The sequence below is a fragment of the Fluviicoccus sp. genome, from assembly GCF_030646115.1.
Classification (GTDB): Bacteria; Pseudomonadota; Gammaproteobacteria; order Pseudomonadales; family Moraxellaceae; genus Fluviicoccus.
In genome coordinates, this window is record NZ_JAUSMX010000005.1 from 191,844 (window position 1) to 217,828 (window position 25,985).

General features: G+C 61.0%; 29 protein-coding genes and 1 pseudogene. 17 read left to right on the top strand and 13 right to left on the bottom strand.

What is annotated here, in order from left to right:
* Nucleotides 1–106 precede the first annotated feature (106 nt).
* The 6 genes from modC to Q7T36_RS03380 form a co-directional block, all read right to left on the bottom strand.
* Nucleotides 107–1,186 (bottom strand): molybdenum ABC transporter ATP-binding protein, encoded by a 1,080-nt coding sequence (modC, locus tag Q7T36_RS03355; protein ID WP_304844010.1) that lies wholly within the window; start codon nt 1,184–1,186, stop codon nt 107–109.
* Nucleotides 1,179–1,853 carry a molybdate ABC transporter permease subunit gene (gene modB / locus Q7T36_RS03360; RefSeq protein WP_304844012.1) on the bottom strand — a complete coding sequence of 225 codons (675 nt, stop codon included), beginning with the start codon at nt 1,851–1,853 and terminating at the stop codon, nt 1,179–1,181. The genes modC and modB overlap by 8 nt, the downstream gene beginning before the upstream one ends.
* A 3-nt stretch (nt 1,854–1,856) precedes the next feature.
* Complete coding sequence (gene modA / locus Q7T36_RS03365) at nt 1,857–2,618, bottom strand: molybdate ABC transporter substrate-binding protein (RefSeq protein ID WP_304844014.1); 762 nt, start codon at nt 2,616–2,618, stop codon at nt 1,857–1,859.
* A gap of 12 nt (nt 2,619–2,630) precedes the next feature.
* Nucleotides 2,631–3,431 carry a TOBE domain-containing protein gene (locus Q7T36_RS03370; RefSeq protein WP_304844016.1) on the bottom strand — a complete coding sequence of 267 codons (801 nt, stop codon included), beginning with the start codon at nt 3,429–3,431 and terminating at the stop codon, nt 2,631–2,633.
* A 102-nt stretch (nt 3,432–3,533) separates the two neighbouring features.
* Nucleotides 3,534–3,737 carry a hypothetical protein gene (locus Q7T36_RS03375; RefSeq protein WP_304844018.1) on the bottom strand — a complete coding sequence of 68 codons (204 nt, stop codon included), beginning with the start codon at nt 3,735–3,737 and terminating at the stop codon, nt 3,534–3,536.
* Nucleotides 3,718–4,905: an MFS transporter gene (locus Q7T36_RS03380; RefSeq protein ID WP_304844020.1), complete on the bottom strand. Its 1,188-nt coding sequence runs from the start codon at nt 4,903–4,905 to the stop codon at nt 3,718–3,720. The genes Q7T36_RS03375 and Q7T36_RS03380 overlap by 20 nt, the downstream gene beginning before the upstream one ends.
* Before the next feature lie 322 nt (nt 4,906–5,227).
* On the opposite strand from Q7T36_RS03380, the gene Q7T36_RS03385 reads away from it, so the two are divergent.
* From Q7T36_RS03385 to Q7T36_RS03440, 12 genes are all read left to right on the top strand, one after another.
* Nucleotides 5,228–5,551, top strand: a complete 324-nt coding sequence (locus Q7T36_RS03385) for an iron-sulfur cluster assembly accessory protein (protein WP_304844022.1) — start codon at nt 5,228–5,230, stop codon at nt 5,549–5,551.
* A gap of 37 nt (nt 5,552–5,588) precedes the next feature.
* On the top strand, nt 5,589–6,530 hold the full coding sequence (nifU, locus tag Q7T36_RS03390) for a Fe-S cluster assembly protein NifU (RefSeq protein ID WP_304844025.1): 942 nt from the start codon (nt 5,589–5,591) through the stop codon (nt 6,528–6,530).
* 1 nt (nt 6,531) lies between these two features.
* On the top strand, nt 6,532–7,761 hold the full coding sequence (nifS, locus tag Q7T36_RS03395) for a cysteine desulfurase NifS (RefSeq protein ID WP_304844027.1): 1,230 nt from the start codon (nt 6,532–6,534) through the stop codon (nt 7,759–7,761).
* Between the two features lie 13 nt (nt 7,762–7,774).
* Nucleotides 7,775–8,953, top strand: coding sequence for a homocitrate synthase (nifV, locus tag Q7T36_RS03400; RefSeq protein WP_304844030.1), 1,179 nt, complete (start codon nt 7,775–7,777; stop codon nt 8,951–8,953).
* A gap of 21 nt (nt 8,954–8,974) precedes the next feature.
* The gene (gene cysE / locus Q7T36_RS03405) at nt 8,975–9,730 is read left to right on the top strand and encodes a serine O-acetyltransferase (RefSeq protein ID WP_304844032.1); all 756 of its coding nucleotides are present in this window, start codon (nt 8,975–8,977) and stop codon (nt 9,728–9,730) included.
* Nucleotides 9,731–9,749: 19 nt separating this feature from the next.
* Nucleotides 9,750–10,286: a hypothetical protein gene (locus Q7T36_RS03410; protein ID WP_304844035.1), complete on the top strand. Its 537-nt coding sequence runs from the start codon at nt 9,750–9,752 to the stop codon at nt 10,284–10,286.
* Between the two features lie 2 nt (nt 10,287–10,288).
* The gene (gene nifW / locus Q7T36_RS03415) at nt 10,289–10,630 is read left to right on the top strand and encodes a nitrogenase-stabilizing/protective protein NifW (RefSeq protein ID WP_304844037.1); all 342 of its coding nucleotides are present in this window, start codon (nt 10,289–10,291) and stop codon (nt 10,628–10,630) included.
* A 6-nt stretch (nt 10,631–10,636) separates the two neighbouring features.
* Entirely contained in the window at nt 10,637–11,107 is a 471-nt protein-coding gene (locus tag Q7T36_RS03420; protein ID WP_304844040.1) for a nitrogen fixation protein NifZ, read from the top strand.
* Nucleotides 11,085–11,993, top strand: coding sequence for a nitrogen fixation protein NifM (gene nifM / locus Q7T36_RS03425; protein ID WP_304844042.1), 909 nt, complete (start codon nt 11,085–11,087; stop codon nt 11,991–11,993). The genes Q7T36_RS03420 and nifM overlap by 23 nt, the downstream gene beginning before the upstream one ends.
* A gap of 36 nt (nt 11,994–12,029) precedes the next feature.
* The gene (gene clpX, locus Q7T36_RS03430; RefSeq protein WP_304844044.1) at nt 12,030–13,361 is read left to right on the top strand and encodes an ATP-dependent Clp protease ATP-binding subunit ClpX; all 1,332 of its coding nucleotides are present in this window, start codon (nt 12,030–12,032) and stop codon (nt 13,359–13,361) included.
* Nucleotides 13,362–13,598: 237 nt separating this feature from the next.
* The gene (locus Q7T36_RS03435) at nt 13,599–14,141 is read left to right on the top strand and encodes a flavodoxin (protein ID WP_304844047.1); all 543 of its coding nucleotides are present in this window, start codon (nt 13,599–13,601) and stop codon (nt 14,139–14,141) included.
* A 159-nt stretch (nt 14,142–14,300) separates the two neighbouring features.
* Complete coding sequence (locus tag Q7T36_RS03440; RefSeq protein WP_304844050.1) at nt 14,301–14,672, top strand: Rieske 2Fe-2S domain-containing protein; 372 nt, start codon at nt 14,301–14,303, stop codon at nt 14,670–14,672.
* Between the two features lie 65 nt (nt 14,673–14,737).
* Here Q7T36_RS03440 and Q7T36_RS03445 read toward each other — a convergent pair whose 3' ends face one another.
* The 5 genes from Q7T36_RS03445 to Q7T36_RS03465 form a co-directional block, all read right to left on the bottom strand.
* Nucleotides 14,738–16,147, bottom strand: coding sequence for an FAD-dependent oxidoreductase (locus Q7T36_RS03445; RefSeq protein ID WP_304844052.1), 1,410 nt, complete (start codon nt 16,145–16,147; stop codon nt 14,738–14,740).
* On the bottom strand, nt 16,144–16,404 hold the full coding sequence (locus Q7T36_RS03450) for a ferredoxin family protein (RefSeq protein WP_304844055.1): 261 nt from the start codon (nt 16,402–16,404) through the stop codon (nt 16,144–16,146). The genes Q7T36_RS03445 and Q7T36_RS03450 overlap by 4 nt, the downstream gene beginning before the upstream one ends.
* A gap of 1 nt (nt 16,405) precedes the next feature.
* Complete coding sequence (locus tag Q7T36_RS03455) at nt 16,406–18,592, bottom strand: molybdopterin-dependent oxidoreductase (RefSeq protein ID WP_304844057.1); 2,187 nt, start codon at nt 18,590–18,592, stop codon at nt 16,406–16,408.
* A 253-nt stretch (nt 18,593–18,845) separates the two neighbouring features.
* Nucleotides 18,846–20,138, bottom strand: coding sequence for a type II toxin-antitoxin system HipA family toxin (locus Q7T36_RS03460; protein ID WP_304844059.1), 1,293 nt, complete (start codon nt 20,136–20,138; stop codon nt 18,846–18,848).
* Nucleotides 20,135–20,458 (bottom strand): helix-turn-helix transcriptional regulator, encoded by a 324-nt coding sequence (locus Q7T36_RS03465; RefSeq protein ID WP_304844062.1) that lies wholly within the window; start codon nt 20,456–20,458, stop codon nt 20,135–20,137. The genes Q7T36_RS03460 and Q7T36_RS03465 overlap by 4 nt, the downstream gene beginning before the upstream one ends.
* Before the next feature lie 243 nt (nt 20,459–20,701).
* Between Q7T36_RS03465 and Q7T36_RS03470 the strand changes: the two genes are divergently transcribed.
* From Q7T36_RS03470 to Q7T36_RS03485, 4 genes are all read left to right on the top strand, one after another.
* A complete protein-coding gene (locus tag Q7T36_RS03470; RefSeq protein ID WP_304844065.1) occupies nt 20,702–21,325 on the top strand; it encodes a TetR/AcrR family transcriptional regulator in 624 nt (207 codons plus the stop codon).
* Between the two features lie 115 nt (nt 21,326–21,440).
* Nucleotides 21,441–21,749 carry a type II toxin-antitoxin system MqsR family toxin gene (locus Q7T36_RS03475; RefSeq protein ID WP_304844067.1) on the top strand — a complete coding sequence of 103 codons (309 nt, stop codon included), beginning with the start codon at nt 21,441–21,443 and terminating at the stop codon, nt 21,747–21,749.
* The gene (locus tag Q7T36_RS03480; protein ID WP_304844069.1) at nt 21,746–22,141 is read left to right on the top strand and encodes a type II TA system antitoxin MqsA family protein; all 396 of its coding nucleotides are present in this window, start codon (nt 21,746–21,748) and stop codon (nt 22,139–22,141) included. Before Q7T36_RS03475 ends, Q7T36_RS03480 begins: the two co-directional genes overlap by 4 nt.
* A gap of 150 nt (nt 22,142–22,291) precedes the next feature.
* Nucleotides 22,292–22,651: a hypothetical protein gene (locus tag Q7T36_RS03485; protein WP_304844071.1), complete on the top strand. Its 360-nt coding sequence runs from the start codon at nt 22,292–22,294 to the stop codon at nt 22,649–22,651.
* A 138-nt stretch (nt 22,652–22,789) separates the two neighbouring features.
* On the opposite strand, the gene Q7T36_RS03490 is transcribed toward Q7T36_RS03485, so the two are convergent.
* On the bottom strand, nt 22,790–23,746 hold the full coding sequence (locus Q7T36_RS03490; protein WP_304844073.1) for an MBL fold metallo-hydrolase: 957 nt from the start codon (nt 23,744–23,746) through the stop codon (nt 22,790–22,792).
* A 295-nt stretch (nt 23,747–24,041) separates the two neighbouring features.
* Here Q7T36_RS03490 and bchE point away from each other — a divergent pair, with 295 nt between their 5' ends.
* On the top strand, nt 24,042–25,616 hold the full coding sequence (gene bchE / locus Q7T36_RS03495; protein WP_304844076.1) for a magnesium-protoporphyrin IX monomethyl ester anaerobic oxidative cyclase: 1,575 nt from the start codon (nt 24,042–24,044) through the stop codon (nt 25,614–25,616).
* Nucleotides 25,617–25,697: 81 nt separating this feature from the next.
* Here the strand turns inward: bchE and Q7T36_RS03500 are convergent.
* Nucleotides 25,698–25,985 (bottom strand): annotated as a pseudogene (locus Q7T36_RS03500) (hypothetical protein); the annotation flags it as partial.

The window sequence follows — 25,985 nt, forward strand, 5'->3', positions numbered from 1 at the left end:
CCCCATTGAGCGGGATTTGATGGAAAGTCGGCTGATGGCTTTCGGGATGGGGTTCATGCTGGCGGTGCCGGGGCTGGCGGCGAGGGTTCGGGGGATTCGCTAGCCCTCACCGCATCAACGCCACCGCCTTCACCACCGCAAATACCAGCATGCCTTCGACCAGCCCCAGCCGGTCCGCCGACCGCCGCGTCACCCGCGACAGCATGCAGACACCGCCAAGATCCAGCCGCACCAGCACCTGCGACTCGTCCCGGTCGGCGCTGATATCCACGACCCTCGCCTGCAGGCAATTCTGGATACTGCTGTCCCGCACCGGCTGCAGGGCGATACTCACGTCCCGCGCCAGAATCCGCACCCGCGTCACACGGCCGGGCGGCTGGTCGCACAGCGCCACCGTCAGCAGACCACCCGGCACCGAAACCTGGCTCAGTCGGTAATGGGTGTCATGCGACACCACCGTTGCCTCCATGACGGCCCCGGCCTCATTCAGATGCGCGAGCGGCAGTTCCGGACGGGTCAGTAATTCGTTCAGCGGCCCCGCCGCCCGCACCTTTCCGGCTTCCAGCAGCACCAGATGGTCCGCCAGCCGAGTCATTTCTTCCGGGGCATGGGTGACATAGACAATCGGCAGTTGCATCGTCTGACGCAGGCGTTCCAGATACGGCAGGATTTCCGCCTTGCTGTCCAGGTCCAGGCTGGCCAGCGGTTCGTCCATCAGCAACAGGCGCGGGCTGGTCAACAAGGCGCGGGCAATGGCGACACGCTGTTGCTGGCCGCCGGACAGTTGCGAAGGCCGGTGTGTCAGCAAGCTTTCCAGCCCCAACAGCCGGATGGCGTCTTCCGGCTGTACCAGTCGTCCGGTTTCCGGGATGCGCCGGTAGCCGAACAGTAGGTTTTCCTGCACATCCAGATGCGGAAACAGCCGGGGTTCCTGAAAGACATAAGCCAATGGCCGCTGGTGCGTGGGGATGAAGGTGCGGGCGTCCTGCCAGATTTCGGACCCGAACCGGAGTTCACCTTCGGCGCGATGCAATCCGGCCAGACAACGCAGCACGGTGGTCTTGCCGCATCCGGAACGGCCGAACAGCACCGTCACCCCGTGTCCGGGCAAATCCAGCCCCACATCCAGATCAAAACCGGCTGAAAATTGCACGTGAAACCGGGCGTGGATACGATCTTCAGACACGACGGCCTCCTGGTGCGCGCAGGGAGTACAGCACCAGCAGCACCACAAAGCTGAACACCATCAGTCCGCCGGACAGCCAATGCGCGCCGGTATAGTTCATGGCTTCTACGTGATCATAAATCTGCACGGATACCACCCGCGTCTGACCGGGGATATTGCCGCCGATCATCAGCACTACGCCGAACTCCCCCACCGTGTGGGCAAATCCGAGGATGGCGGCCGTGATGAAGCCGGAACGGGACAGCGGCATCACCACATGGCGGAAGGTGTCCCACGCGCCGGCGCGCAGGCTGGCGGCGGCTTCCAGCAGGGGCTCGCCCACGGCTTCAAAGGCGTTCTGCAGGGGTTGCACCACAAAGGGCATGGAATACAGCACCGAGGCGATGACCAGCCCGGTGAAGGTGAACGGCAGCAGGCCGAGGCCCAGCGATTGGGTCAGTTGCCCCACCGCACCATGCGGTCCCATCATCAGCAGCAGGTAGAAACCCAGTACGGTGGGCGGCAGCACCAGCGGCAAGGCCACCACCGCCCCTACCACGCCCTTCAGGCGCGAGCGGGTGCGCGCCAGCCACCAGGCCAGCGGCGTGCCCAGCAACATCAGGATCAGCGTCACCACGGTCGCCAGCTTCAGGGTCAGCCAGACGGCCGCCAGGTCTTCGGCATTCAAGGTTCAGAGCTCATAGCCGTAGGAACGGATGATTGCCCTGGCCTTGTCGCCCTGCAGGTATTTCAGCAGGGCTTTCGCGGCGGGTTTGTCCTGTCCGGTTGTCAGCAGCACGGCGTCCTGCCGCAACGGGTCGTACAGCGAGGTCGGTACCGGCCACACCGAGCCGCTGATCAGCTTGCCGTCCTTGCTGACCTGCGACAGCGCCAAAAAACCCAGTTCGGCATTGCCGGTGGCCACAAACTGGTAGGCCTGGGTGATGCTGTCACCCTGAACGAATTTGGGACGCACCATGTCCAGCAGCCCCAGTCCGGTCAATGCCTGCACCGCCGCCGCGCCATAGGGGGCCGTGGCGGGATTGGCGATGGCCAGATGGGAGAACGCTCCCTTCTTCAGCACCTCGCCTTTGGCGTCGAGGGTGGCGTTGTCGGCGGACCACAGCACCAGCTTTCCGATCGCGTAGGTGAAACGGGTGCCGGGTACGGCCATTTTTTCCTTTTCCAGCTTGGCCGGTGTTTCGTTGTCCGCGGACAGGAACACTTCAAAGGGCGCGCCGTTCCGGATCTGGGCGTAGAACTTGCCGGTGGCGCCGAAGGACAACAGCAGCTTGTGGCCGCTGTCCTTTTCAAAGGCGGCGGCGATGGCCTGCATCGGCGCGGAGAAGTTGGCGGCCACGGCGACCGGGATGTCGTCAGCCATGGCCGACGGGCTCATTCCGACGGTGGTCAGCGCGGTAAATAAGGCGAAACGGGTCAGGGACAGGCTCATGACAGGACTCCTTCAATCCACCGCAATAATCACGTGCGAGGCCTTGATCAGCGCGGTGCAGCGCTGGCCCGGCGCAAAGGAAAACTCTTCCACGCTCTCGCGGGTGACGACGGCGGTAATCATCTTGCCGCCCGGCAGTTCCAGTTTCAGTTCGCTGTTGACTGCGCCGGGGGTCAGTTTCACCACGGTGCCGGTCAGCCGGTTGCGGGCGCTGATGCGGATATCGGGGTCCGGCGACAACAGCACGAAACTGGCCTTGATGATGGCGACCGCTGTCTTGCCGGGCGCCAGTTGCAGCTCGTCGATGGAGTCGTTGGTGATGTTGGCGAAGATCTGCAGGCCGTCGCCCAGATCCAGGATGACATCGCCGTTGACGGCGCCTTTGGTGACCTGGGTAACGGTTCCGCGTAACTGGTTGCGTGCACTGGTTTTCATGGCGATGGCCCTCAGCAGCTGGTTGATGTCGTCAAAGTTGTCGATGCCTTCAGCCACTTTGGCCAGAAAGCGCTCGTATTCCGACTGCATGCGACGCCAGGTGTGCACCAGCTGCCTTCCCAGGGGCGTCAGTTGCGTACCGCCGCCGCCCTGCCCGCCGGTCGCGCAAATCACCAGCGGCTTTCCGGACAGGTTGTTCATCGCATTGACTGCGTCCCAGGCCGCCTTATAGCTGAGCTGCACTTCCTTGGCCGCCTTGGAAATCGATCCTGTACGGTCAATCTGTTCCAGCAGCGCAATACGCTTGCCGCTGATGAAGCCCTGGCCGTCGCGGTTGAACCACAGCTGGCCGTCAATTTCGAGCGGGGTGTCGGTCATCGGGGTGTCCTCATCAAGACGGATTCAGGGCCGCCGGGGATACATCCGGAGTCGTACCGGGTGTTCAGCAAGGCTTGTACCAAGCCTGCGGGTCGGACGCGACTAGTTGGCCATCAACAAAAAACCTTTTGGATACATTGGCTTGAAACCGAGCTTAGTACCGGTTTCATCCTGTTCCATACGGAAACCGCCTTCAGGTTTTGTCGATTTTGCCACAATCGGCAGGGGCGTTATATAACTTTGTACATAACGCGACAACGGCGGGATTAAAAAACAGGGCACTACCTCAGAACGGCTTGCGGCCATACAGCAACCCGCCCAGCACCAGCGCCGCGACACCGGAAACCCGGAAAGTCATCGGTACACCGCCCCAGTGCGCCAGACTGCCGGTCACCAGGCTGCCTACAGGCATCATGCCGAGATAGGCCATCACATACAGCGACATCACCCGGCCGCGCAGTTCGTCGGGCAGGTGGCTTTGCAGCAGGATATTGCAGGAAGTGACAATGGCGATGATCGACGCGCCACAGAGGAACAGCAGCAGCAAGGCCGGGATAAAGACCGTGTTACCGGCAAACAGCAGTGAGGTTGCGCCAAAAATCAGGGCGGCAGAACGGATCAGGTACCGCAAATTGCCGGTGTCGTGCTGCCACGCCAGAAAAACAATGGCAACCAGTGACCCCAGCCCTGATGCCCCCATCAGCATGCCCAGCGTATCCGGACCGCCCGTGAAGACATCGCGGGCATAGACCGGCATGAAGGTCATGAACGGCGACAGGCACAGGCTGGTGACAGCCACGGTGGCCAGTAACCAGCTGGCCGAGGGTGTCCGTGATAACCAATTCAGGGTTTCAGACAGGGTTGACCGCCGGCGTTCGGTTACGCCGTCCGAGGTCCGGATCAGCGACAAGGAGATGATTGCCGCCAGAAAAGACAGCGCGTTGAAAGCAAAACAGGCCGACTCGCCAATCAGCCTCAACATCAGGCCGGCCAGCAGCGGCCCAACCATCCGCGCGCCGTTCAGGGTCAGGGAGTTCAGGGCGATGGCATTGGGCCACAGCGCCCTGTCGGGCAGCACCTCGGACAGGAAGGCCTGCCGCACCGGCATCTCTACGGCAGCGGTGATACCAAGAACAGCGGATGCCCCCAGCAACCAGCTCAGGGTCAAGGCATCGCTCATGGCCAACACCGCCAGCACAGCCGCCACCAGACCCTGCAGCCACTGCATCTGCAGCAGCAGGCGGCGGCGGTCGAAGCGGTCAGCCAGCACACCGCCGGTCAGCGCTAGCAGCAGGTATGGCGCCTGGCTGACAAAGGCCACCATGCCCAGCATCAGGGCCGATCCGGTCATGCGGTAAACCACCCAGGCCACCGTGACCTGCTGCACCCAGTTTCCCGCCAGTGAAACCGCCTGACCCGTGAAATAGCGTCGGTAACGGCGTTCGCCCAGCGCCCGGAAAGCATGTAGAACCATTTTTTCCCGCCTGAATGGCCCCCGCATCATGAAGGACGGGGTACCAGCCTGAATAACCTTACAAATAACATACCATTAGCTTCCGTGCTGCAGCTATCCGGAATTTCCCTGCACCACGTTGTCGGGTTTCCTGTCGCAAACCTGACAACACCGCGTCGATTGCCGATGCCGCAGTCGGCTTCACGACAGGAAGGCATCGAATCAATCACATGAAATAAAAGGATATTTTCACAAAACATGCCGTGGCACACCTCTTGCTCTTTTCACTGTATCCCGGGATGAATCCGTTTCACCCCGCCCCGACCAGCACGAGGAGCACATCATGATCACGCTGACCAACAATGCGGTACAGGCTGTGAACCGTTTCATCCGCGGCGCCGACAAGCCGGTCGCCGGGCTGCGCATCCGGGTCGAGGGCGGCGGCTGCTCCGGCTACAAATACGGACTGAAGCTGGAGGATTCGCTGGCCGAACACGACCAGCAGGTCCACATCGGCGGCGTCACCGTGCTGATTGATGAAGCCAGCGCACCAATGCTGGAAGGCGTCACCGTCGATTTCGTCGAGACCATGGAAGGCAGCGGTTTCACCTTCGAAAACCCCAACGCCAGCAAGAGCTGCGGTTGCGGCAAGTCCTTTTCCTGTTGATCGGCGTTATTGAATCCAGCCTTGGGGGGCCAGAATCATGTGGGACTATTCCGAAAAGGTGAAAGAGTACTTCTACAACCCGCGTAACGCCGGTGCCGTGCCGAACGCGAACGCGGTGGGCGATGTCGGCTCCCTCAGTTGCGGCGATGCGCTTCGCCTGTCGCTGCGCGTGGACCCGAAAACGGATGTCATCGAGGATGCCGGTTTCCAGACCTTCGGCTGCGGATCGGCAATCGCCTCATCCTCCGCGCTGACGGAAATGGTCAAAGGCATGACCGTCGATGAAGCCCTGAAGATCAGTAACCAGGACATCGCCGATTATCTCGACGGCCTGCCGCCGGAAAAGATGCACTGTTCCGTGATGGGCCGTGAAGCCCTGCGCGCGGCCGTGGCGGATTACCGGGGGGAGGCTCTGGAAGACGACCACGAGGAAGGTGCGATGGTCTGCAAGTGCTTCGCGGTGGACGAGGTGATGGTGCGCGATACCGTGCTAGCCAACAACCTCAGCACCGTCGAAGACGTCACCAACTACACCAAGGCAGGCGGCGGCTGTTCGTCCTGCCACGAGAAGATCGAGCAGATCCTGACCGAGATGCTGGCTGAACGCGGTGAGGTGTTCGTGGCCGCGCCGATCAAGCCGAAAGTCAAGAAGGTGGCGGTGAAGAAACCCGCGCCGGAAGCGCTGCCGGTGGCTGCCGTGGCCGTGCCGGAGAAGATGACCAACCTGCAACGCATCCGCCGAGTCGAGATGGTGCTGGAATCCATCCGCCCCAACCTGAAAATGGATCACGGCGATGTTGAACTGGTGGAAGTGGACGGCAAGAACGTCTACGTCAAGTTGATCGGCAATTGCACCGGCTGCCAGATGGCGGGCATGACTCTCAGCGGCATCCAGCAGAAGCTGATCGAAGAGCTTGGAGAATTTGTGAAAGTGATTCCGGTCAGCGCCAACGCGACCGCCCATGCCGTGGGGGTGTGAGATGACGAACCAGACGCTGCATCACGGGGATATCTACCTCGACAACAACGCCACGACGATGGTCGATCCGGAGGTGGTGGCGGCCATGTTGCCCTACTTCACCGAACAGTTCGGCAATCCCTCATCCATGCACAGCTTCGGCAATCGCGTCGGCCAGGCTTTAAAAAAAGCGCGCCAGAGCATCCAGGTGCTGCTGGGCGCGGAGCACGAATCGGAAATCATCTTCACTTCCTGTGGCACCGAATCCGATTCCACCGCCATTCTTTCCGCGCTGAAGGCGCAGCCGGAGCGCAAGGAAATCATCACCACCACTGTTGAACACCCGGCGGTGCTGACCCTGTGCGACCAGCTGGCAATGGAAGGTTACACCGTGCACAAGCTGCCGGTGGACAAGCGCGGCCGCCTCGACCTCCAGGCCTATGAGGCGCTGCTGTCCGACAACGTCGCCATTGTCAGCGTGATGTGGGCCAACAACGAAACCGGCACGCTGTTTCCGGTGGAAGAAATGGCGAAGCTGGCCGAGGACTACGGGGTGATGTTCCACACCGATGCCGTGCAGGCCGTCGGCAAGCTGCCCATCGACCTGAAAAACACCTCCATTCACATGCTGTCGCTTTCGGGTCACAAGCTGCATGCGCCCAAGGGCATCGGCGTACTTTACCTGCGCCGGGGCACCCGTTTCCGTCCGCTGCTGCGCGGCGGCCAGCAGGAACGCGGCCGCCGCGCCGGGACCGAGAACACCGCTTCAATCATCGCCTTGGGCAAGGCCGCCGAGCTGGCGATGCAGCACTTGGCCTTTGAAAACACGGAAGTCCGGGAACTGCGCGACCGGCTGGAACGCGGCATTCTCGCCACCGTGCCCAGCGCCTTCGTCACCGGCGATACCGACAACCGCCTGCCAAACACCTGCAACATCGCCTTCGAATACATTGAGGGCGAAGCCATCCTGCTGCTGCTGAACAAGGCGGGCATCGCCGCGTCCAGCGGTTCCGCCTGCACCTCCGGTTCGCTGGAACCGTCGCACGTCATGCGCGCCATGGGCATTCCCTACACCGCCGCGCATGGCACCGTCCGCTTCTCGCTGTCCCGCTACAACACAGCGGAAGAAATCGAGCAGGTCATCCGCGCCGTGCCGCCGATCGTCGCGCAACTGCGCAAGCTGTCCCCGTACTGGAGCGATAACGGCCCGGCGGAAGAAAGTTCCCTGGCCTTTGCCCCGGTCTATGCCTGAGGAGGGTTGCATCATGTTTGACGAGTATGTGGCATCCGGTGCGCCGGACACGGTCATCATCGACGACACCACCCTGCGCGACGGCGAACAGAGCGCGGGTGTGGCGTTTCGGCCGGAAGAGAAAATCGCCATCGCCCGGGCATTGTCGGCCTGCGGCGTGCCGGAACTGGAAATCGGCATCCCGGCCATGGGCCCTGAAGAACGCGAAGGCATGCGCGCCATCGCCGCCCTGAAACTGCCCTCCCGTTTGCTGGCTTGGTGCCGGCTGTGCGACACCGACCTCGCCGCCGCGCTGGACAGCGGCGTCGGTATGGTGGACCTGTCGGTGCCGGTATCCGACCGCCAATTGCGCGGCAAGCTGGGACGCGACCGCAATTGGGCGCTGGCCGAAGTCACCCGGCTTGTCACTCGCGCGCGGGATCAGGGACTGGACGTGTGCCTGGGTTGTGAAGACGCCTCCCGCGCCGACATCAACTTCATCATCCAGATAGCCGAGGCTGCGCATCGGGCCGGGGCGCGCCGGGTCCGTTTCGCTGACACCGTCGGCATCATGGAACCCTTCGCCATCATGCAGCGCATCCGCTTCCTCGGCCAACGGCTGGATATGGAGTTGGAAATGCACGCCCATGACGATTTCGGCCTGGCCACCGCCAATTCGCTGGTCGCGGTGATCGCTGGCGCCACCCACATCAACACCACGGTCAACGGCCTTGGCGAACGCGCGGGCAATGCACCGCTGGAAGAATGCGTGCTGGGCCTGAAGCGCCTGTACGACATCGATACCGGCATCGACACCCATGCCCTGCCCGCGCTGTCGGCGCTGGTGGAGAAGGCCTCCGGGCGTTCGGTGTCCTGGCAGAAGAGCGTGGTCGGCGCCGGGGTCTTCACCCACGAAGCCGGGGTGCATGTCGACGGCCTGCTGAAGGACCGCCGCAACTACGAAGGCCTCAACCCCGACGAACTGGGCCGCAGCCACCGCATGGTGCTGGGCAAGCATTCCGGCACGCATATGGTCCGCAGCAGCTATCACGATCTGGGCATCGATCTGGAGGACTGGCAGGCGCAGGCTCTGCTCGGTCAGATACGGCACTTCTCGATGACCGCCAAACGCAGTCCGGAAAGCGCCGAGCTGGAAAGTTTCTACCGCACGCTGATGGCCGAACGCCCGGCGCGCGTGGTTGGTTTCGCCTGAAACCGTTAAGGGGGATGGGCCATGTCGCTGCTGACCGAATGGCGGGATGATGTGGAATGCGTGTTTGCCCGCGACCCTGCCGCCCGCAACCGGCTGGAGGTGCTGACCACCTATCCGGGCGTGCATGCGGTGATGCTGCACCGGGTCAGTCACCGGCTGTGGCGGCGGCGCTGGCATTACGGCGCTCGCTCACTGGCTTTTGTCGGGCGCTGGCTCAGCAATGTCGATATCCACCCCGGCGCCACCATCGGCGCGCGGCTGTTCATTGATCATGGCGCGGGCGTGGTGATTGGTGAAACGGCGGAAATCGGCAATGACGTCACGCTCTATCACGGCGTCACCCTGGGCGGCACGTCCTGGACCCACGGCAAGCGCCACCCGACACTGGGTGACGGTGTGCTGGTTGGGGCCGGGGCCAAGATTCTGGGGCCGATCCGGCTTGGCAACCAAGTGCGTGTCGGAGCCAATTCGGTAGTCGTCACCGATGTCCCAAGCACTTGTACAGTGGTGGGCATTCCCGGACGCGTGGTTCAGATGCGTCAGCCGGACCGCGTGCATTCCTTCGGTATCGACCTCGACCACCACCTGATTCCCGACCCGGTCGGCAAGGCCATCGCCTGCCTGCTGGACCGCATCGACACCCTGGAAAAACAGATGGAAACGCAACGGCTGATCGCGGCAGGAACGCAGTTTCGACGTTATCAGGCCTGCGACATTGACAACAACCTGTGCGAAAGCGACTGCGCCGGGGGCGCCGTCATGTTGCAAACCGCCTGATACGTGTACGGAGTGAATCATGGATCTGCAGGATTTTCGAAGTGAGGCGCTGTATTTCGACGAGCCGGTGATGATCGAAGTCACCCGGTTGATGGCTAAAGCTTCCGAAGCCTATGCCGGCGGTCAGGCGGAAGCTCCCTTGCTGGAGGCTCTGCTGCTGGCGCCGGAAAGCTTGTCCGTGCTGGTCGGTCTGTACCGTTTCTACTTTTACCAGCACCGTTACGAGGACGCGCTGACTGTGGCGCAACGGCTGATGACCTTGATTGCGCCGCGTATCGAGTTCCCCGGCCATTGGACGGAAGTGGGGCAACACGCGCTGGAACGGGGGATCCTGTGTTCTCTGAGCCTGGTGCGGTTCTACCTGCTGGCGCTGAAAGCGGCGGGATACATCAATTTGCGGCTGGCGCGGTTTGAAGAAGGCAAGCACATGCTGACCAAGGTCGCATCACTCGATGAGGCCGATCGCCTGGGTGCTAGGGTCCTGCTGGATGTGCTGGCGGACAACCAGGCGGAGATCGTGCCATTTCCGATCGCCGCCAGAAAACTGAGGGGGTGACCATGACTGCCAACCTGTTGCAAATACTATCGGGCCTGTCGCTGGATGAGGCGATGGAAGAGCTGGTGTCCGCCGAGGACTTCCTGAATTTCTTCGGCATCCCGTTTGACCAGCCTGTGGTTCATGTCAACCGCCTGCACATCATGCAGCGCTACCACAATTACCTGACCCAGGCGGAGATGCCCGAAGCCGGTGACGAGGCCCGCTTCGAGGTTTACAAGCGCTTGCTGGCGCACGCCTATCAGGACTTCGTGAACTCGACGGCGCTGGACGAAAAAGTGTTCAAGGTTTTCCAGCGTCAGGGGCCGCAAAAGACGTTCGTCTCCATCGACTTGCTGGAGTAGCCCTTCATGTTGCCACAATTCGAGTATGGCGAGGCCGTCCGCTTGATCCGCAATGTGCGTAATGACGGCACCTATCCCGGCACGGCGGTCGGGGAACTGCTGGTGCGGCGCGGGTCGGTGGGCTGTGTCTATGACGTCGGCAGCTACCTGCAGGACCAGCTGATCTACCGCGTGCACTTCCTGGACGCGGGGCGCACCGTCGGCTGCCGCGAGGATGAGCTGATTGCCGCCTCGGAGCCCTGGATTCCCAATCTCTTCGAGTTCCGCGAGCCGGTCGTTGTGCGCAAGGCGCTGGCCATCCGGGGTGAAGTCATCGTGGAAAAAGGCGGCACAGGCACCGTGGAAAAAGTGCTGCGCGACTGGCCCGGCGGTGTGCAGTACCACATCCATTTCGGCAACGGACGGATTTTGCAGGTTCCTGAAACCGCCCTCGCCTCCCCGGAGACCGCAAATCATGAACAGGCACATGCCGGATAATCCTGCCGCCGATGAGCGGAGCGCGGAACAATTGGAGGACAGCCTGCTGGCCTACCACCGGCTCAGCATCGCCTCGGAACGCTTCAAATGCACGCCGGACGCACTCAGCCCGGAACAACAGCATGAGGTCCGGCAGATTGCCCTGCGGCAGATGCTGATCGAAGACGCGGTGCTCAGCAGTCCGGAAGCGTCCGGAGTAATTGTGCCGCCAGCCGTTATTCAGCAGGCGCTGGCGCAACTGCAAGAGCGTTTCAGGGATGCGGAAGGTCAACTGGACCAGGAGGCCCTTCAGGCTGAGATGCAGCGCCACGGACTGGATGAGACGGATATCGAGGCCGCCCTGGCGCGGCAACTGCGTGTTGAATGCGTGCTGGACCGGGTCTGCGCCGCACTGCCCGCCGTCAGTGATACCGATGCCCGCCTGTTCTACTACCTGCATCTCGACGAGTTCAAACTGCCGGAGCGCCGGGCCGCCCGCCACATCCTGATCACGATCAACAACGATTTCCCGGAAAACACCCGTGAGCAAGCGCTGGCCCGCATCTCGGCCATCGCCCGCCGCCTGCGGCGCAAACCGGAACGTTTCGCCGAGCAGGCGCTGAAACACTCGGAATGCCCGACCTCGTTGCAGGGCGGGCTGTTGGGCACGGTGTCACGCGGCATGCTGTTTCCGGAGCTGGACAGCTGCTTGTTCCGCCTTCGCCCCGGGGAAGTCAGCGAGGTGATTGAATCCAGCCTGGGATTCCATGTGTTGCTGTGCGACAGCATCCAGCCGTCGCATACCGCCGCCATAGAAGAGGTCTTGCCGCGCTTGCTGGAACAGCTTGACGAACGCCAGCGGCGGCGCGCCCGGAAACGCTGGCTGCACAGCCTGCTCAACCCCTAAGCCCACCTTGCAAACCCACCCTCGGGAGCCTGATTCATGGCCGATACGACAAGCACTTCCCTGCACTGCTCTTTCTGCGGCGTGGAAAAAAGCCCGCAGGTGCCGCTGATTGCCGGTAATGAAGGCCGCATCTGCGAAGCCTGCGTCAACCTGGCGCATCAGGTGGTGAACAGTTGGGGGCACCGCCGCAAGAGCCGGTCGGCAACGCCCGAACTGCGCACTCCTGTCGCCATCAAGCAGCATCTGGATGCCTACGTGGTGGGTCAGGATGCGGCGAAGGAGACGCTGGCGGTCGCGGTGTTCAATCATTATCTGCGCCTGCAAAGCCGGGAAAAGCAGCCGTTTTCCCCGTTGCAGGAATCCGTGGAACTGGAAAAGGCCAACATCCTGCTGGTCGGCCCGTCCGGAACCGGCAAGACCTTGCTGGTGCGCAGCCTGGCGCTGATCCTGGGTGTTCCATTCGCCGCCGCCGACGCCACCGCCCTCACCCAGGCCGGATATGTCGGTGACGATGTCGACAGCATCATCGTCCGCCTGCTGGAAGCCGCTGGCGGCGATGTGCAGCAGGCTCACTGGGGTATTGTCTACATCGACGAAGTGGACAAGCTGGCCAAGCGCGGCGGCGGGTCAGCGGCCGTACGTGATATTTCCGGGGAAGGCGTGCAGCAAGCCTTGCTGAAACTGGTGGAAGGCACGGAATTGCGTCTCCCGAAATCCGGCCGACGCCGCGAAGGCGGTGAGGAATTGACCGTGGACACCAGCAACATCCTGTTCATTGTAGGTGGCGCTTTTCCGGGATTGGAGGAACTGGTCGGCAGCCGGGTGCGGCCGCCGCAGGGCGGCATGGGCTTCCTGAAGCCACCCGCAGCGCTGACGGAAGCGCTGTCAGTCAACACGCTGATGGCTGCCCTGCTGCCGGATGACTTGCAGGACTTCGGGCTGATTCCGGAGTTTATCGGCCGGTTTCCCATCATTACTTTCCTGAAGGAACTGGACCATGCCACGCTGGTGCGCATCCTTACCGAACCGCGCAATGCGTTGGTGAAGCAGTACCAGAAGATATTCGAATTGCAAGGCGTGGAATTGGACGTGACCGCCGCCGCCGTCGATTTCATCGCCACTCAGGCGCTGGCCCGCCACACCGGGGCGCGCGGCCTGCGGGCCGTACTAGAAGCCGCGTTGCACCAGACCATGTTCACCCTGCCTTCAACGCCGGGTCTGGCCCGTTATGTGCTGGATGCCCCGGCGGCGGAAAACGGGGAGTCCGCCCTGGTTGTGGTCAGTACGCCGATTGAGGCCCCTGCATCCTTGGACCCAGCCGCTCTGGAAAACTTTCCGGCCGCACCCGCCCGTCAGGCTTCCTTCTAGCAAACTGCCCGGCGGTTTGTCGCCAACCCGACAAACCGCCCCTTCCCCAGGCCGTCAGCATTGTGTCGGCTTTGCGACAAAATCAGCAGCGCCTCCCCATTTACTGAAATTAAATCCAATAAAAACAAATATATATAACCGTATTCTGGTTGGCCTGCTTCCTGCTTAATAGCCTTAGGGCTGGCGATGACCGTCTGCCGTAAAGCAAACACCCCTTCCCGAATCCAGTAGAGGTAGATGATGGCCAGAATAGGAATCTTCTTCGGCACCAACACCGGCAAAACCCGTAAGGTCGCCAAGCTGATCAAGAAGCGCTATGACGACGACACCATGGCCGATCCGTTGAACGTGAATCGCACCACGGTGGAAGGCATGATGGCCTACGAGTATTTGATCCTTGGCACGCCCACACTGGGCGACGGGCAGTTGCCCGGCATGTCGGCGGATTGCGACAGCGAAAGCTGGGAGGAGTTTGTGGCCAAGCTGGAAGGCGCGGATTTCAGCGGAAAGACCGTGGCCATTTACGGCTTGGGCGATCAGGTGGGCTATGGGCATGAGTTCCTGGACGGCATGTTCCTTCTCTATGACTTCCTGAAGCAGCAAGGGGCCACCCTGGTGGGGGACTGGCCTACCGACGGCTACGAATTCGAGCACTCCGACGCGGTGGTGGACGGCCGCTTTGTGGGCTTGGCGCTGGATCTGGACAACCAGAGCGGTCTGACCGAGCAGCGGCTGGACGCCTGGCTGAAGAGTATTTCACCGGCTTTCGGGTTGGGTTGAATGGTGTAAGGAACAGCCCCCGGTGCATGACTGACGGGGGCGCTTCACCGGTATCTAACCCTGAATCAATACGATACTTTGCATAATATCGAATTGTTTGTTAGGGTAAGCGGGTATTGCTGATGACTTTCTTTCTCTTCCCATGCCCCGGAGCTCCCCATGCCGCTGATTGAAGTTGCCCTCTCGGGCGCCGTGACCGACAACCAGTTGCTGGCCGTGAAAGCCAACGGCGCGTCGCTGCTGGTGACCCGCATCGATGGTCAGGTCCAAGCCTTCATCAACAAATGTCCGCACATGGGCATGCCCATGGCCAAGGGCACGGTCAAGGACGGTGTGGTGACTTGCCCTTGGCATGGTGCGAAATTCGATGTCTGCACCGGGCAGAACGTGGAGTGGTGCAACGCTTTTGCCGGGGTGCCGCTGCCGAAGTGGTCGCACAAGCTGGTGGCGATGGGCAAGGATCCGAAACCGCTGACGGTGTATGAGACTTCGGAAGAAAACGGCAAGGTGTTTGTGAGGGTGCCGGGATAAAACCCCGGCGCTTTGCGCCGTCCCCTTTCCAAGGGGACTTCAGGTGTACCGGATTAGGGTTGGTATTAGCCTTGCGGAGGATGTGCCGCCGCCAGCATTTCCTCCACCCGAGTCAGCTTCATCCTCGGCCTTCCTTCCAGCCGCCCTGCCCGCCGTTCCGCATCATCCAGCCGCAACCATTCTGACTGGCTGACGTAGTCCGGCTGCCGCTCCCGTATTCGATTTTCCACGGCGGCGGCATCCAGCGTTCCGGCAGTCGGCAACCGCCCGGCGTCTGCATCCGTCAGCAAGGAGCGCACCGTGTCCCGCGCACACTTCTTGTTGGTGCCGATGATGCCGCGCGGACCGCGCTTGATCCAGCCGGTGACGTAGTGACCAGGCAATACCTGACCGCCCTGCAACACCCGGCCTTCCTCACTCGGCACCACCCCGCGAACCGCATCGAACGGCAGACCGGGCAGCGGTTGGCCAAAGAAGCCGATGGCGCGCATCACCAGACCGCAATCCAGTTGCTGCACTTCCCCGGTGGATAATGCCCGCCATTGACCGGCTTCATCCCGTTCCAGCCGGTTACGGGCAACCTTCACGCCCTGAACGCGCCCTTCCCCAAGCACCTGTACCGGCGAGCTAAGGAAACGCAGCACAATGCGTCGGGGATGTTCTTTGGGCTGGCGCTCCGCCAAGCGCTGCAACGTCGTGATTTTACGGAGGGTAGCGGTATCAGTCAGGCCTTGCAGTGACTCATGTGTCCCATCCAGACCGCCGGTATCGACGACAATATCCACCCCCGGCAATTCCCCCAGTTCCTCCAGTTCGGGATTGTTGAACGCGCCATGGACATGCGCCCGTCGTCCCAGCAACACCACTTCCCGCGCCCGGCTGTGCCGCAAGGCTTCCAGTGCATGCGTGGCGATATCGGTTTTCGCCAGCGCGTCCGGCGACTGGCTGAGAATGCGCGCTACATCCATGGCGACATTGCCGTTGCCGACAATCACCACCCGTTCCGCAGAAAGGTCGACTGCCAGATCCCGGTAATCCGGATGCCCGTTGTACCAGGCGACAAACTCCCGCGCGGATAACGAACCGGGCAGATATTCCCCCGGAATCCCCAGTGCGGAGTCACCGGAAGCACCGACGGCATGTATCACTGCGTCGTACCATTCCGCCAGTTCCCCGGCGTGGATGTGTACACCCAGTTCAACATTCCCGAAGTACCGGAACCCCGGCCGCGCGGCAATGTCTTCATACACTTGCTGTACCTGTTTCTTGTCCGGATGATCCGGCGCCACACCATGCCGCAACAGCCCCCACGGCACCGGCAGTCGCTCGAACATATCGACTTCCACCGGACGGTTCACCAGCCGTTGAAGGCGGCCGTCCAGCCAGGTGCCACCGGCCCCTTCCAGCAAATGCCCGGCGGCGTACATCCCGGCCGGTCCGGCCCCGACAATGGCGATGCGCAGCGGACGGTTCATGGCTTTCTCCCGAAATGCGCGGCGTTGATGGCGCGGTAGTGTTCCCATTTATCTGGCAGGCGCGAGGCTTCGTGAATGGCCCCCACCGGGCAGGCCGCGACGCAGGCTTCGCAATCGATGCAGCGGTCGGGGTCAATGAACAGCTGTTCGGTGCGATCGAAGGCGGCATCGTCCGGCAGCGGCGCGATGCATTGCGCCGGGCATACTTCCACACAGGAATAATCGGCCACACAGGGCGCGGCAATCACATAAGGCATGTCAGGCTCCGGCTTCCAGCGCCGCGACGGCGTGTGATTCAGGTTCAGCAGGAACATGCTCGGCGCGGATGCGCACCCCGAACAGGTGCGACATGCCCGAGAGCGGGTCCAGTGCAGAGGGTCGTGTGCCCATCAGGTCGTTGACGCTGACGCCACCGTCGCGGTTGGCGTTGGCCCAGCCACCCTGCCCTTTATGCCCCCAGCCATGCGGCACGGCCACCACGCCCTGACTGACTTCATCCGTAACCAGCACCGGCAGTTCAATGGCTCCCCATGGCGACACCAGCCGCACCCGGCCCCGGTTCAGCAGCCCCAGCGCAGCGGCGTCATCGGGATGGATACGCGCCGCGTGCGGCGGCCGGGCGGCGCGCAAGGCGGGCGGGTTGTGCATCCACGAGTTTTCCGAGCGCAGTTCGCGCAGGCCGATCAGGTACAACGGGTAATCCGGGTCGGGCCGTCGCGCTTGCAGGCGGCGCACTTCCTCGCGGATTTCCGGATGGTCCAGATGCACCTTGCGGTCACGGTGACGCACCACGTTGTGCAACTGGCCCGTGGTGGGGCGCTCGGCCAACTTCAGGCCGTGGGGATGACGCTGCAGCAGTGTGTCCAGATTCAGTCCTTCCCGGCGCAGCCCCCAGCGATCACCCGCGTAACCCAGCCGGATCAGACTGTCCAGCATCAGACGCGGTGTGGGCCCCAGTCCTTTCTCCCGGACCTGGGAAACCGCATTGCGCAGGGTTTCCGGCAGCACACTTCGCGCCAGTTCCTCGTACACCATCCACTCATGACGGGCTTCCCCGGCGGGCGGCACCACAGCGGGCGTGGCCTGCATGAACGGCTGCACATACAGCCCCATGCTGAAGATGGGGAAATCCTCGCGCTCGTACATGGCGACACCGGGCAGGATGTAGTCGGCATGGGCGTTGGTTTCGTTCTGGTAGAGGTCGATCGACACCATCAGCTCCAGCTGGTCCAGCACTTCAGCCAGCTTGCCGCCGCCGGGCGTGGACAGTACGGGATTGCCCGCCGAGACAATCAGCGCCCGCACTTGTCCCTTGCCGGGCGTGGTGATTTCCGCAGCCATGTTCGCCGCCGGTTCCATACCCATCACTTCCGGGAAACTGCCGATGCGGCTGTGCCACTTGCCGTAGGACATCAACGGCGCAACGATCTTCTGCAAGGGAATGGGCGGATTGCCAAACACCCAGCCGCCCGGACGGTCGAGGTTGCCGGACACCAGGTTCACCGCATCCAGCAGGAAATTGGCCAGCGTGGGACTACTGCCCAGGCAGGTTCCCAACCGGCTGTAAACCACAGCGCGTTTTTGCGACAACTGCCGCGCCAGATCACGCACCACCCCGGCCGGAATGCCGGTCAGGGCAGCGGTATCTTCGGGCGGGAAAGCGGCCGTCAGTTCCCGCAATGCCCGCGCGCCGGTGGCCTGCGTCGCCAGCGCCCGCTGGTCGGCCAGCCCTTCGGCAAACAGCACATGCAGCAGCGACAGCAACAGCCAGGCATCGGCATCCGGCACAATCGGCTGCCATTCAAACTCGCGGGCGGTCTCGGTGCGCCGGGGATCAATCACCAGCACCCGGCCGCCGCGTTCGGTCACGGCGTGCAGCTTGTCCATCATGCGCGGCATGTTCACCAGACTGCCGTGCGACACCGCCGGATTCGCGCCCAGAATCACCACCAGTTCCGCTGCGTCGATATCGGGCACCGGCACGGTGAACAGGCTGCCGTATAGCAGGTGGCTGGCGACAAAGCGGCTGTTGGTGTCCTGCGTGCCGGGGCCGAAGAAATGGCGGATGCCCAAAGCCTTGAGGAAGACATTCATCCACAGCGCGTGACTGTAGTTGAGCGCCGCCGGGTTGCCGCCGTAGACTGCAATGCCATCCCCGCCGTGTTTGCGGTGGATGCGGCGCAGGCGTTCGGTGATATCGGCCATGGCCTCGTCCCAGCTGACACGGGTGAAGCGGCCGTCGGGCTGGCGTTTCAGGGGATAAAGGACACGGTCGGGGTCGTTCTGCACCTGCGTGTAGGCAATGCCCTTGGGGCAGGCAAAGCCCTGCGATAGCGGATGTTCCTTGTCGGGCCGCAGACTGACCAGTTTGCGGTTTTCCACCGTGGCGACCATGCCGCAGAAGGGTTCGCAGATGCGGCAATAGGTGATGACTTCCTGGCTCATGGAGGGCGTTCTCGAGGTGCGCTGGGTTCGGATGCGTGCGGGAATACAGCCGCCCTACCCGTCTGGATTTTGTCCATGTTAACCTGAGCAAATGCTCAGTTGTACTCGGATGCCGAACTGCCCTTCACGGAGTTGTGTTTTGAAACATCAAGTCTTTGATCTGGAACCGAAAAAGCGGCCCCGCCAGGGGCGTTCGCAAGCGACCTGGGATGCGATGCTGGATGCGACGGCTCAGCTTCTGTGCGAACGTGGGTTATTTCAGTAACAGCTTCGCGGCTTCCTGCTGATCGTGTTCAAAAGCCGGGGCGAAATCTTCAAGTTCCCTCTCCAGCAACCCGACCTCGGGGCTCAGCGCCACCCGTCGCCAGTCCGACACCGCCGTGCTGACTTCAGCAATCAACGCCACCGCCTGAGGCCTGCTCAGGGCAAAGTAGCCACACCGGGCCAACAGCATTTCCAGATCCGTCACCGGCCCGTCCTGTTCAGACAACCAGGTCTTGGATTCCCGGTCTTTATCTGGAAAGGGGTTGAGATCAAACGCCGGGGCCAGACGCCACTGCCCACGCGCCACATGCAGGAAGCCGTGATTCTGCAAATGGTCATCCACATTGGTGATCAGCAGGTTGAAGACTATTCGCCGCCAAAGCTGCTGCAAATCCTGTGTGGGTGCATGCCCGAAAGTCCTGATGGCATCGGCAATTTCGGTATAGCTATGGTCTTCCTCCCGCGAGGCTTGCAGCAGGGATGCCGCCGACTGATAAGGAATACGGCCTTGTTCATGATCACGGTCAAACCGGCGGATCACCGCCACCGGCACTTCGCCGATCGTCACGATCCGAGCCTGCGCACTGTCAATTCCGGACTTGGCTGCCAGCCTCAACGCCAGTACCTCGCCGCGTGTCACGCTTCGCAGATCGCCAACGCTGGGAAACTTGCCGATGGCCAGACTGCCGTCCTCGTCCAGCACCGTGCACTTGGGGCGCATGCCTCCCAAAGAAGTGCCCTTGCCCTGCAAATAGCGCAAATCCGCCGCCGTTTCACTGCCCTTTTCCAGCGCCCGGCTGGCCTGGAATATCCGTTCCAGTTCGATTAACGGCGGTGTGTTGCGACGACCCTCCTCCACGGTACGAAGGAATGACCCGTCAGGTTCACGCAGGCGCAAGGCGCCGACCCGGCTGAAGTCGTCCACCGCCAGCAGATAGTCCAGTTCGGTTAGTGCGGACAGACCGGGATTGTCCTTGCGGCGTTTGGCGTGGTCGCGGGCAATCACCCGTCGACCCCAGGCATCCGGCGCGGTGTCGGCGATGGCGCCATGAAAGACGGAGTCGTGCACAGAAGCAGCCTTGTGCGTCTGGTATCCCGGTGTCACAGGCAAGTCGGCGGATACGGCAAAGCGGTCCGGGTTTGCCAGCCAAGGTTCGTCATAAGCAACAGCGCTATGCGCGCGCCGCCCCTGCCGTACATAGACCAGCGTACCAATGTCGACCCCTGCCCGGCCCAGACACAGTTTGACCTGTCGGCGCTGCGACTCGGCTTGGGCTTTCATAAGGCCCCCGAGGATGCCGGTTTGCGGCGGATGCGCTTGGGCAGTTGTTCGTCCATCAGCGTCAACCCGATGTCGTCGTTGGGGGTATCCAGCAGGTGTTCCAGCGCCCGGATTTCGCCGAACACATGCAGGGCGCGGGCATAAAAATGGATGGGTATGCGGGTATCGCCCTTTTCCATGCGGCGGACGGTGGAAACGGATGCGCCCATGCGCTCGGCCAGAGAGGCTTGGGAGATATGACGGCGGCGGCGGGCAAGCGAGATGTCGTTGCCCAGCTTGAGGATGGCTCGCTCTACCGGCAATGGCAGCGGGGTTTCCATGTTTGGCGTTCCCATAAGAATGCTTTTGGAAGTTTAAGTGTCCAATAGGAATGATTATGCGACTTGAACAAGAGTAAGGCAATAAACGTTTCCTATGAAACGATTAATGCCTATAAAGTACCCCAACAGATTGCTTAAGGTGCATGGATGAACCTGCACGGTCCGTTCCGATGTTCAGCATGCCAACCTGAGCAAAAACTCAGTTATTCTCTACTGCCATACCACCCCTCGCCGGAGTCGCCTTTGAAACACCCGACCTTTGATCTGGAGCCCAAAAAGCGCCCGCGCCAAGGTCGTTCACAAGCCACCTGGGACGCCATGCTGGATGCGACGGCTCAGCTTCTGTGCGAGCGGGGTTATCACGGGTTGACCACGAATCATGTGGCGGAGCTTTCCGGGGTAAGCATTGGCACGGTGTATGAGTATTTTCCGGGGAAGGATGCGTTGGTGGCTGAGGTGGTGGAACGGTGCATCCGCAAGCAGCTGGCGGGAATGCTGGCGATTGCGCAGGAGATCATTCCTCTGCCTGGCCGCGAGGGGGTGCGGTTTGCGGTGGATGCGGCGTACCGGTTGATGTTGCGGGACAAGGCGTTGATCAGGGTGATGCTGTTCGAGGTTCCGTTTACGCGCGAGCTGGAGTCGTTCCAGAATTTGGGGGCGATGTTGTTGCGGGTGGCGGTGACGTCGAATCGGGAGGCGGCGCCGCATTACCGGGTGTTTTCGTCGCCGGCGTCGTTGTTTTTGATGAATACGCTGATGGGCGGAACGCTGTTGCAGGTGGTGTTGGGGCCGCCGGCGGGGGTTGCGGTGGAGGAGATTTTGGGGGAGTTGACGGAGAGGTTGATTGATTGGACGGTGGCGGAGTGAGGACGGAATCGATAAGGCTGGAAGGTAGTATATCTGGCATGCTCTCATAGAACCTACTTGCCAAAATATAACCCATTAGGTTATTTTTAACGGTGCTCAAACATTGGATGTTGGGATGGAAAAGCGTACGCCACACTGTCGGCTTGATAGGGTCAAGACATTGATTGCTGAGGGGAAAGTTCGAGTCACCGGCACAGCGCTTCGTGGTGCGGCGAGTTTGGGACTGGATGTAACCGGAATGATTGCCGTTGTGAATTCCCTGAACCGGACTGATTTCTACAAGAGCATGACGACTCATGCGGATCATCAGGTTTGGCAGGATGTTTACCGTCCCACAACATCTGTTGGTCAGGTCTATCTGAAACTGACCGTTATTGATGATGTGCTGATTGTGTCTTTCAAGGCACTGGAGAATGAATCATGAAATGTCCGGCTTGCGGCGCGGCTGATCTGGTGCATGATTTTCGTGATCTGCCTTATGCCTACAAAGGGCAATCGACGGTCATTCCCGGTGTGGATGGGGATTTCTGTCCTGCTTGCGATGAAAGCGTGTTGAGTCTGGCGGAGTCCGAGCGGGTGTCGGGGTTGATGCTGGCGTTCAATAAACAGGTCAATGGCAGTCTTGCTGACCCCTTCTTCATCATGCGGGTTCGGAAAAAGCTCCAGTTGGATCAGAAAGAGGCTGGCAGGTTGTTTGGTGGCGGGGATAACGCCTTTTCGCGTTATGAGAATGGAAAAACCAAGCCGCCGATTGCGTTGTTGAAATTGTTGGCTTTGCTGGACAGACATCCAGAGTTGCTTAATGAAGTTCAATAGTTGCAAGGTCAGATCACGGGAGAAAACACGATTAAACTCCGATCTTCTTCTACCCCAAGTAGTACCAAAACCACACCCATTTCCGGTCATAATGAGGGCGGACACATTTATCTTTCCGCGTAAATTTCTCCACTACCAATGGGGAACGTCTTGCCACTGAGCAACAGGGCCATAATTTGGGCCGTCGCCAATGTTTCTGGGATCGCGATCTACTTGCGCAACTCTGTAGCTCTTTGGCCAACTCCTGAAGACCAAGGATTCCCTGGTGGTCCTGGGGATGGTCTGTATTGGCTGCTGTGCGTCGCACCATTTCTCTTTCTCTTTGCGATCGTCAACGCAACAGCACTCATACACCTGATTCGCACTCGTCGCAGTTCGTCGATGCATCGTTTCTTTGCATGGCTGCTCATCGTTTTTGTGTGGTTTCTTACTGTGGCTTATAGCGAGCATCGCTCACGTCATGTCAGTCCGGAATACAGCGTTTTGAACGCGAACAGCCATGCAGCCTAACCCCTAATAACCTCGCAGTCCTCATTGGTTAGCCCAAGATCGCGACTCAGCGCTGCCAGAGTTATCTTGCGTATTGTCAAGTTAGCCATGTTCAGCCCCTTACATAGCGCAACATACACTGATAGAAATCTAAGTTACCTAATTCAATCCGGCAAGCCAAACCCCCAACCCCTGCGCATTCAACCGTAAATCCATCCCCAACAACCCCTCCAGCTCCTCATCGTTCTGCTGGCAACCATGCCCCCGCGCACGCCCGAAAAGATAAACCCTCATCCCCGCCACCAGCCGCGCCTCCAAATCCCCCGCCCCACCGGCATCCCTCGCCGCCAAAGCCAGCGCCACATAATCGTCCACCTGCCCCAACAACCGTTCCCCCAGCGCCTGCGGATTCTCCACCACCCCATAATGCGTCAGATACATCCGCTCCGGCTGCAACGCCAGCAACCGCCGAATCGACGCCTTCAACGCCTCCGGCTCAAACTGCACCGGCGTCGTCGTCGGGATAATGAACGGCCCTTTCGCGGTGGTCAGCGCCGGATACGCCAGCCCAAAAGTATCCCCGGTAAACACCCCCTTCGACGCCGGATCAAACACACAGAAATGATGCCGCGCATGCCCCGGCGTATCCAGAAACACCAGCTTGCGGTCACCCAGCATCGCCTCGCTTCCGTCCTCCATGCTGCGCACCCGTGACGCCTCCACCGGAATGATGTCACCATACACCTTCGCAAATTCCGCCTCGCCGTACACGGCAATGGCACCCGCCTTCAACTTGCCCGGCTCAATCAGATGCCGTGCGCCCTTGGGATGCACCAGCAAGGTCGCATCCGGCAAACACTGCATCAGCCCGCCTACACCCCCGGCATGATCCAGATGCACATGGGTGGGAATTACATACTTCACCTGTTCGGGACGGATATTGCGCTGCTCCAGCACCGCCAGGATGCGCGGTACGCTGTTGTTGGTGCCGGTTTCAATCAGCGCGTAATCATCACCGCCTTGCACCAGATAACAGGCGACCAGCTCGTCGCGCACCATGCCGGATTCAATGCGGGTAATGCCGTGGCCAAGGTCGAGGGTGGGTTCGAAGGGCATGTTCATGCTCCAGTGGGTGTGATGTTTTACAGCGCCCCGGATACGGCGGGCCTTTGTCTCGGACATGATCGTTATGCATTGAGCGTGCAGATCATGATGCAATCCTGAACGTAGGTATTCTGCATACCGGCATCCGTATCCACAAGCGCATGATACCTTCATGTTCCTCACCAGAGGCAGCTTCGTGAAGCCCCGGTGAAGTCTCCGTGAAACCGCACAACGCCCCCTTCTGACCGCCATGCGTTCATGACTATAGTCCGCTCAACCCCCCAAACGGCTTACGGACACATTCGCCATGACCAGCATTTTCCACCCCGACAAACAGACCATCGCCCCGCTGAACATCGTCCTGGTCAATCCGCCTCACACGGCCATCGGCAGCCGGATTCCCCGCGAACACCTGCCACCTCTCGGCCTCCTCAGCATCGGTGGACCGCTGATCGATGCCGGGTTCCAGGTCAGCCTGATTGACGCAGAACTCGCCCCGATGAACTTGCCTGATATTGTTGACGCCCTGCTCGCCAAGGGACCGGATGTGGTGATGCTGGGCCACTCCGGCTCCAGTTCCGCGCACCAGACCGTGCTGGAGCTGTGCGTGCTGCTCAAGCGCAGCCTGCCGGATGTCATGGTCGTTTACGGCGGTGTGCATCCCACCTACCACTGGGATGAAATCTTGCGCGACTATCCCGCTATTGACTGCATCGTGCGTGGTGAAGGTGAACAAACGGCACTCAGCGTGATGCGGGCCATCGCAAACGGCGCGCCGCTGGAAAGCGTGGACTGCATCGCGTTCCGCCGTGACGGTGCTGTCATCGCTACGCCGGCCGCCGCGATGATCCGTAACCTTGACGACTACCGCGTCGGCTGGGAGCTGATTGATCATCGCCATTATTCCTACTGGGGCGGCAAACGGGCGGTGGTGGTGCAGTTCTCGCGTGGCTGTCCCTACTTGTGCAACTATTGCGGCCAGCGCGGTTTCTGGACACAGTGGCGGCACCGTGACCCGGAAAAGTTCGCCAGGGAACTGGCCCGCCTGCACCGCGAGCACGGGGTGGAACTGATCAATTTCGCCGATGAACTGCCCACCGGTTCGCGCAAGGCCTGGCGGCGTTTTCTGGAGGCGCTGATTGCCGAGGATGTGCCCTTGCTGCTGGTTGGCTCCACCCGCGCGGGCGATATCGTGCGCGATGCGGATATCCTCCACCTGTACAAGAAAGCGGGGGTCATCCGCTTCCTGCTGGGCATCGAGAATTATGATGAGAACACCCTGAAGGCCATCCGCAAGGGTGGCAGCATCCGCGAGGATCAGGAGGCCATCCGTTTGCTCCGGCAACACGGTATTGTCTCCATGGCGACCTATGTAATCGGCTTTCAGGAAGAAAGCGACCGAGATTTCTGGCAATCGTTCCGGCATTTGCGGGGCTATGATCCGGACCAGGTGCAACTGCTGTATGCCACCCCGCACCGCTGGACGCCGTTCTACGACACGGTCGCCGACCGACGGGTCATCCAGCCGGACACCCGCCGCTGGGATTACAAGCATCAGGTGCTGGAGGCTCCCGTTCCGGCCTGGCGGGTGTTTGTCTGGTTCAAGCTGATTGAGGTGCTGATGCAGGCCCGCCCCCGCGTGTTGCTGCGCATGCTATTCCACCCGGATGCGGATTACCGGCATGCCATGCGCTGGTATACACGGATCGGACGGCGGGTCTGGTTTCATGAGGTGGCGGATTTTCTGTTTGGGGCGAAGCGGCTGGATAACGGGCCAACGTTACGGGATTTCATGGGGCTGTCACTGGCGGGGCGGGAATATGCGTTGGCGAAACGGAAGAAGCGTGAGATGGGGGAGCGTATTGTGCTGGTGGCGGATTGAGTAATAACCCGGGATGAAAGAATGCGATTTATACCAGTCGATATAAATTTCATGCGCTTGATAAAGCACATCGCCAATACTCTAGGGATTCGAGTATGCCTGCCGCCCTTCCCCCGGCTCCTCCTGTGTCACGCCATCACGAATATGATAAATGCGCTTGAAGGTCGGGATGATCTTCTCGTCATGCGTCACCACGATAATGGCCGTGTTGAAACGCTGCGCCATGTCGTTAACAGGGTGGTGAAAAACCCTCTGCCGGTCGCTGCCTGATGATGCGACAATAGCACAACATTTCCTGAAATCGACACCCGTCCCATGCGTGGCTCCGACACCCGGCAGGGAAGCCTGTTCAGCTATGTGAACCTGGAC